At 50.4% G+C, this 7419-nt stretch carries 6 protein-coding genes; 1 reads left to right on the top strand and 5 read right to left on the bottom strand.

The window, feature by feature from the left end; genetic code table 11:
• Nucleotides 1-46 precede the first annotated feature (46 nt).
• Both KUF73_RS07680 and KUF73_RS07685 read right to left on the bottom strand, forming a co-directional pair.
• Entirely contained in the window at nt 47-2542 is a 2496-nt protein-coding gene (locus tag KUF73_RS07680; RefSeq protein WP_218437426.1) for an arsenate reductase (azurin) large subunit, read from the bottom strand.
• Nucleotides 2543-2553: 11 nt separating this feature from the next.
• A complete protein-coding gene (locus KUF73_RS07685; protein ID WP_218437427.1) occupies nt 2554-3075 on the bottom strand; it encodes an arsenate reductase (azurin) small subunit in 522 nt (173 codons plus the stop codon).
• Nucleotides 3076-3477: 402 nt separating this feature from the next.
• Here KUF73_RS07685 and KUF73_RS07690 point away from each other — a divergent pair, with 402 nt between their 5' ends.
• Nucleotides 3478-5634, top strand: a complete 2157-nt coding sequence (locus KUF73_RS07690) for an SEC-C metal-binding domain-containing protein (protein WP_256345462.1) — start codon at nt 3478-3480, stop codon at nt 5632-5634.
• A 151-nt stretch (nt 5635-5785) separates the two neighbouring features.
• Here the strand turns inward: KUF73_RS07690 and KUF73_RS07700 are convergent, their stop codons facing one another.
• From KUF73_RS07700 to KUF73_RS07710, 3 genes are all read right to left on the bottom strand, one after another.
• Entirely contained in the window at nt 5786-6163 is a 378-nt protein-coding gene (locus KUF73_RS07700; RefSeq protein WP_218437428.1) for a hypothetical protein, read from the bottom strand.
• Nucleotides 6164-6230: 67 nt separating this feature from the next.
• Nucleotides 6231-6812, bottom strand: coding sequence for a hypothetical protein (locus KUF73_RS07705; RefSeq protein WP_218437429.1), 582 nt, complete (start codon nt 6810-6812; stop codon nt 6231-6233).
• 411 nt (nt 6813-7223) lie between these two features.
• On the bottom strand, nt 7224-7419 hold a 196-nt coding region (locus tag KUF73_RS07710), incomplete at its 5' end, for an integrase core domain-containing protein (protein ID WP_218437430.1).

Raw genomic sequence — 7419 nt, forward strand, 5'->3', positions numbered from 1 at the left:
GATGTAGGTGGGACGGGGGCTTGGCTTTCGTTCAACGATTTTGTTGTTAACCAACCGCGATAACATTAAACCGGCGGGACTTGAAGCTGATCGTCGCTTTAAACTCTTCCACTTTCCCGATACGGCGAATACTCGCCCATGTTCCTTTGTAATAGGGCACCACGTTGCGGTCGGTCCATGGTGTGGTCAAATCGCCCATCACTCCGTTGAAGTGCCCAAACTGCATGAAGGTTTGATTCCGTTTGATGTCAGGCTCCAAATAGGCCAGCGCATAGGACGAACCGTAATCGTTGTACACCTCCACCACATCTCCAGATTCAATCGTCAGCGCTTGTGCATCGTCGGGATTGATTTCCAGATAAGCCATCGGCACGCGCCGCTGCACGAAATCGTTGAATTGGTCGTGGTAGAGCGTTTGCCACACTTCGTTGATGCGTCCATTGTTGATCCAGAACTGGTGCTTCGCCTTCTGCTCTGCCACCGGTTTCGGCAATCCGGGCCATGTTGCTGGCTTGAACTCTGCTTTGCCGTCCGGAGTGTCGAATTTGTAATCGGTGTAGAGCATTTCGGTGCCGATCAGCTTGCCGTCTCGGTATTCTTTAGTGGGTAACTGGACACCATTGTTGCCCATGGCTTTCAGCCGCTCGTAGGTGACAAGATTTCCCGTGGTCCCGCCCTGGCTATCGATTGGGCCAGCATCAGGTTGGCCAGCCATACGGAAGCCATCATTGAAGGCGTCCTCCTCGCTATTCCAGTCAAATCCTGCAAAACGCGCCGCCATGTCCTGTTTTCCTTCGTCCGTATACATCTGCCGAAGGGTGTTAGCGATAGCCGCAGCGATTAGGCAATCGGCTTTAGCCGAGCCGGGGGGATCCATGAATTTTTGTGACAGGCGCATCCGGCGTTCCCCATTCATCGAGGTGAGATTTATCTCACCCGGATGGGCTGCCGGCAGCATCACATGGGCGGCTTCTGCCAGCTTGGTAGGGTAGAGGTTGATGTTGGCGAGGAAGAGACCGCCCTTGTTTTTAACCGCGTCGTAGATCGCATCCACCATCTGTGCAGTTGTACCACCGCGAACATTGGCCATGGCCTCTCTGACAATGTTGGCGCGTTTCAGAATGACCGCACGATGTTGCTCTGCATTGAGCGTTGTCTGGAAGGGATTGGCCCCCCATGCCGTGTACATCATGCCCTTGCCGTTGATGATCTCCTGATCCACATAGATCTTGGTATTGCCTGGATAAGGGGGGCGTGTGTAACCCTCTTGATGCCCACCCATGCGCACCACACCTGTACCTCGTCGTCCGACGTTGTGGGTCGCAAGCACCAAGTCGACCAAGGCCGACTGGATGAGGTAGTTGTCATTGCCCCAGATGATCCCTTTTTCATAGGCGTGCATGGTGTGGGGTCGGTGACCAGAGGCTTTCGGCTTGTAAGCCCATTCGGCTGCTTGCTTGAGCTTGTCTACCGAGATCCCGGTAACGTGACTGGTTTCTTCAAGCGACATTCGATTGGCTTGAAGTGCCTGGTCAAACGCTTTGGTATGGGCCGCGATAAATTCCTCGTCATGCCATTTTTGGTCGACCACGTAGGTCAGCAGACCATTGAACAGAGCGATATCCGTTCCCGGTTCAATATCCAGGTGAAGCACGTTGTCCTTACCTGCGGCTTGCTCCGCTATAGCGATGGTAGGTGTCCTGCGAGGGTCGACAAAAATCACCTTGGCTGGAGCAACAGTTTCCCCAGGGAAACGCTGTTTACGCTTGTCGAGCGTCTGCCCCTGTAAATTGGGTACCCAGTGGGCCAGGAAGTAGTTGGTTTGGGTCTCATAGGAGTTGCAGCCGATGGCAACAATGACGTCAGCCAACTCCGCGTCTTCGTAGCTGTTGTTGAGTTCGCTAATGCCCATCTCGCGTGTGGCGTGGCACTCGGAGTTGTAGGCTGGGCGGTTGTGGATACGTACTAGCGGTGTTTGCAATGCCGTGAACATCAACTTGCCGGTGCCCCAGGTATTCTCGAATCCGCCTCCGGCGCCTCCGTGATCGAAGCAGTCAAAGGCGAGCGAGGCAGGCCCATCGTTATCAAAAATCTTCTTGGTCACCCCGGCATAAAGCGCCAGCGCATCATCCCAGCTAGTGTCCATCCACTGATCAGCCACATAAACGCGTGGGCTGCGCAGCCGCTCCTTACCTACCCCATCGGGGCTGTACATGACCTTGGCCAGTTGCCCGCCTCGTGTGGACGAGAGCCCTTTATTAACTTCGCACTGTTTGTCCGGCACGATCATGATGTTGTAGCGTTTGCCGTCCTTGTCGGTGATCGTGTTCTGCATTGCAGGCGTCATGATAAGAGCCAAGGGGGGTAACTGTTTGCGGAAGTCGAGCCCGAGTGCATTCTCATTGGGTGCACGTCCACCCTCCTGATTTTCCGGCCATTTGTACACGTGATAGCCACAACCCACGATGCAGAAGTGGCATGTCAGGTTGGTCTTTTGGGCATCTGTGGGGGGCAGTGCCACACGATCTTTGTTGGTTGCCATTTTTAATCTCCTTATGAAAGGAGGTTGGACTGACGTCCGTAGATCAACCCTTCAACGGCAACTGCACGTACCGAATCGTCATTGGGGTTGTACTCAAGCACTATGCTCGGCAAGTTCTCGGTGGCTTGGCCGGAAACCATTTGACCAACATTCTCAGGGTCGAAAATGCTGAAATGGCAGGGGCATTTGAACACCTTTTGCCCTGGGTCATAGGCAACCGGACAGCCCATGTGCGTGCACAGCGTGCTGTAGGCCACAATGTCACGATCTGGGCCGACACCGCCTGGAACGGGAGCCCCCATCTTGATCAATGCGCAAGGTGAGGCCGCGTCGGGATAGGAAAATAGGATTGGCGTGTTGACCTGCAATTTCTGCGCTTTGGTGAGCGCTTTCATTTGGTAGGCGAGATTGACTCGCCCCTCTGCCGTTGGCTTTGGTGTCGCGGCTTGCGTGAGTTCGGGCAACCCAATCGCCACGCTTGCAGCAACCCCACCTCCTACTTTCAGGAAGAGTCTTCTGGATATCGATGCCATTTCTGCCTCCGCATTACGCTTGCGATGCAGTCGGCCCCCACCTCTGTCGTAAGCTGGTTTTACTTCAACCAATTGAGCATAGTCGACAGGCCGTTGTTGTGGCTGAAATGGCTCGAACCACTTGTGATCCGCTTAATTATGTCGACATTTCCGACTGGCGGTTTTCTGGGACATCTGCTTATTGGCGCGGTGGAGTTATTGCAAATCAGTTACCCTTTTTCAAGGTCGGCTTGGTCGATAGCAAAAATGTCCAGATGCTTGAGAGCAGGACGGAAGCCTGTACACCAGATCACCGCACCATCACGACATCACCTAGCGGCCAATGCTGCATATAGGAGAACTGGGGCGCTTCAATCAGCTATATTGGCTTCAAAATACTTACGCCTCAAAAGGGAATTAGAGATGCCGAGCAATTTTGTCAGTCAAGTCCGCTCAGAAAAACAAATTTTCGGAGATCTGAAAATTCTCTGTGCTCGCGATGGGTATATACATGCGCTCGCTCACATTTGCTTTAGGGATAATATTGTTGCCTTTGCCGACGAGATGAAGTCGGAGGATATGCAAAAGATCTTTAGGCGTGATCGCTTAATACGAACAGAAATAACTTCTTTACTTGGAATGGTTGTCCAAGGCGAGCTTAATCCAAGCTTCCCTAGCATGGATTGTCTTCGAGAGTATGTTTCAAGCACTTATAATTTAATGGAGGAGCTACATCGATCCTTCGGCCAGGAACTTCAGGACTGGGCGGTAAATGACGAAAAAGCCTTAGAGATTAAAGTTTCACCTGGAAAGCTTTCCATCATGCGCGAACCAATTTTTTATGGTGGAGAGTCCGCATATACTTTTCAGTATCGTGATTTCTCATCGAGTAAATATAACGGAGATAACGACTGGCTGCTGGAGAATAAGGGATTCGATGTAGAATCCGCTGTCGAGGTCATTCGTGCGATAGGGGTTTTGCAGAATGAGGCTCTTACGTTGGTAGCTAGCTCTGTTAGGAGCGAGCAAGATTCAGAACTGATTTTGAACGGGTTCGTTTTAGACATAGAAGCCGTGTCAGAACGTAGCGGTATTGATAAAGAAGTTACGGCTACAGTTTTGGCGGCATTTACTCTAACCGATAAAAACGAGGCATTTTACAGTGTTAGCGACTTCAATACTGTTGCAGCTACACCTCTAATTCCACTTCCAGATGGATCGCTGTTACTACTTCAGTATTACTCTATTGTGGAAGCACTGTATGAATCCCCCTTTTATTGGATGGGGCAAGATAAGAAGTACACGGCAACTGCTTTTAAAAATAGAGGGTTGTTCACTGAGAGTTTCGCATATGAAAGGTTGCGGGGAGTTTTTGGCGATAGCAATGTCTTTTGCAATATTGATTTATATGAAGGTAAGAATAAATCTGGAGAGATTGACGTTCTGGTTACCTTCGGCGATAGGCTTGTCATTCTTCAAGCAAAATCGAAGCGACTCACCTTAGGTGCTCGTAAGGGAAATGACGGTCAGTTGCGAGATGATTTTAAAAAAGCTATCCAAGATTCGTATGACCAAGGTTTGCTATGTGCGGAATCAATAGGTAAACCAGGCTGTGTTTTGGTGCGCCCTGATGGTACCCATCTAATATTGCAATTTGAGCCAAAAGAGATTTTTATAGTTAATCTTGTTTCTGATCATTACCCCGCACTGAGCTTTCAATCTAGTCAATTTTTAAAATTCAAGGCAACTGACTTAATCAAAGCCCCTTTTGTAATGGATGTCTTCCTACTTGACGCCATGACTGAAATGCTTAAATCTCCTCTACGATTGATGAGTTATATGCGAGAGCGTGTTAGACATATCGACAGCTTTCAGATGAGTCATGAGCTGACAGCCCTTGCTTATCATTTAAAGGTTAATTTTTTTAAAGATGATAAGGTTGATTTCATCATGCTCGACGATGACATCGCTGTTGATTTAGATATAGCGATGGCGGTGCGTAGAGATGGCATTCCTGGTGCTCATACACCGGACGGAATTTTAACAAGATTTTCCGGAACCAAATTTGAATCTCTCTTAAATCAGATTGAGCGGCAAGGAGATCCAGCTACTGTCGAACTAGGTTTTGATCTGCTGGCCTTTAATGAAGACAGTTGTCGAGGGATTGATAATGGTCTAACTCATATTATTGAAGGCACCATCAAAGACGGTAAGTGTCATGATTTCTCTATCGGTTCCATCCAGCAGGGCTCGGGAGTCACATTTCACTGCAATGTTTTGAGTGATGAGGATGCTGCCCGCCGACTTCGGGCTCATTGCATCAGGCGCAAGTACGTAAGCAAAGTGAGTAAATGGTTTGGTGTCTGCCTTGATGAAAAGGGAGTTTTACAGTTCGGCTTGTTATTGGATTTTCCGTGGGAACGTTCTGATCAAATGGACGCGCAAACCTCACATATGCGCCGAGGAGTGGATCCTAAGCTTTTAGGTCGTAACGGCTTTATTCCAAAGCCAAAAAAGATCGGCCGAAATGAAAAGTGTCCATGTGGTAGTGGGGAAAAATTCAAACACTGCCATATGTAACTTTATTCTTCGGCACGCTCGAATACCTTGGGCATGTACTGATGGTCAAGATATCTTGGTTCTAGGGGCAGATTCAATTAGAGCAGTGGCTGACGGAGACTATTAGGAGGAGCTATTACGATGCTTGCATAAACCACCAATCGAGTGCATCTCAGCCATCAATAATCCGAAAGGAGAGATGAATTTCGCATCGCACCCGCTGCCATCCATCAGCACATAGCAACTGACCTCGTCCCCCACAGACTTCACAGGTCCGAGCGGAATGCTGTTCCGCGAATATGATCCATGCGTGAGCTTCCGGTACGCGGCCCGATACCAAAACCCGCATCGTCCCGAGTTTTTCCCTTACGCCTTGCAAATAAGTTGGTTGCTGCCCTTCACGTCGATTCAGCTCCGTCATGAGGGAGCAGAGCGTTTCGATGATCGAGTACCAGCCGTCGCCACATTCGAGTTTGAAACATGCTTCGGAGCGAGGCAGGAAAGCATCTGGGTAGCGGTGTTTGAGGTTTACAGTGAGATCAGCTTGCATCGATTCAATCCTGGCAGCTGGCAATGATGGTCAGCGTTTCGCAGTGCTTCCAGCAATCTGATAGGGCTCATTTATCATGCTTTATTACGTTCACGCCGTTACGTTTCAACGTCTCTATCGAATCTCGTGCATGCTCAGTCATCTGTTTCAGGAAATTGGGACTCGTTGTAGGCCGAGAAGGTTTAGGGTTTGTTACTCTGCTCTCAGGCTCCTTACGCTGTTGCTTTAAGCGCCTCTCGTTAACCTTTCCTAAAACTTCAGATCCTACCGGTATCTGGCTATGACATGAGTGGTGCAAATCAAAGATTGGCGCCTCAACCGGCACCGGATCAAGTCGTTCATATGCGCGACACAAATCGCTGAAATAGACCCATCCCAGCGGCGCAAATGAAGCGATGCCGTAGCGGCCCCCGTTCTCCGTATCCACCCAGATACTTTCGCCTCGCACATGGATCTCGATAATCGAGGATGTCTGTATTCGATGGCCATCAGCGAACCTTCCTGACGACTCGGCGCGAAGGTGGTGCCAGATCTCGCCCTCTAGCACTGGCGGATGAGTTGCATGGGCATTCGTGATGAAGCCCGTAAACTCCACACCAGCTGCATCTGCCCTCAGCTTTGCGATAGCCTTGCAGATTCCGTCATTCATTATTTAATCCTTATTGCATTGCCTACGTTGTGGCGGTCTAAAGGCGTCAGGGTCGTTGTCCGCATTAACGCAGATGACTGTCACCTTTTGCTGGCACTACTCTCGCGTCTGGCTCGCCTGTCCACAGAAGTCAGCAATTCGCCTGAGTACATTCGCCGGAACCCAATCCGATCTCCTTCCTGCCAGTTCAGGGCTTCGCATACCTCAGGTTGCAACTCCAGCACTAGATGACCCTCCAACGAGCGGGCGACATATCCAACCCACGTTGACGAAGTGCGATCATCAAGAGACCTGCGCATAACGGCGACGTCTTCTGGACTAGCAGTAGAGCGGCTTTTGGCATCAATCACGAAGTAACTAGCTCGCGCCGCCTGTGGACTTGCCCCTACAAAACCGGACACCAACTCCCCGTTAAATTGATCCAACGGCCAAGCGCCTGAACTCCCTCGGCGAACGGTAGTTCAAAGCGCTGTGTGGATGCTGCTCGTTGTAGTGCTCGAAGGCAATTGCCAGGTTACGCAGCGCCGTTTCTCGATCCGGCTTGGGCATGTGCGCCACGTAATCGCGCTTGATCGTCTTCACGAAGCTCTCGGCCATGCCGTTGCTC

It is taken from the genome of Pseudomonas sp. PD9R (assembly GCF_019200975.1).
Taxonomy (GTDB): domain Bacteria; phylum Pseudomonadota; class Gammaproteobacteria; order Pseudomonadales; family Pseudomonadaceae; genus Aquipseudomonas.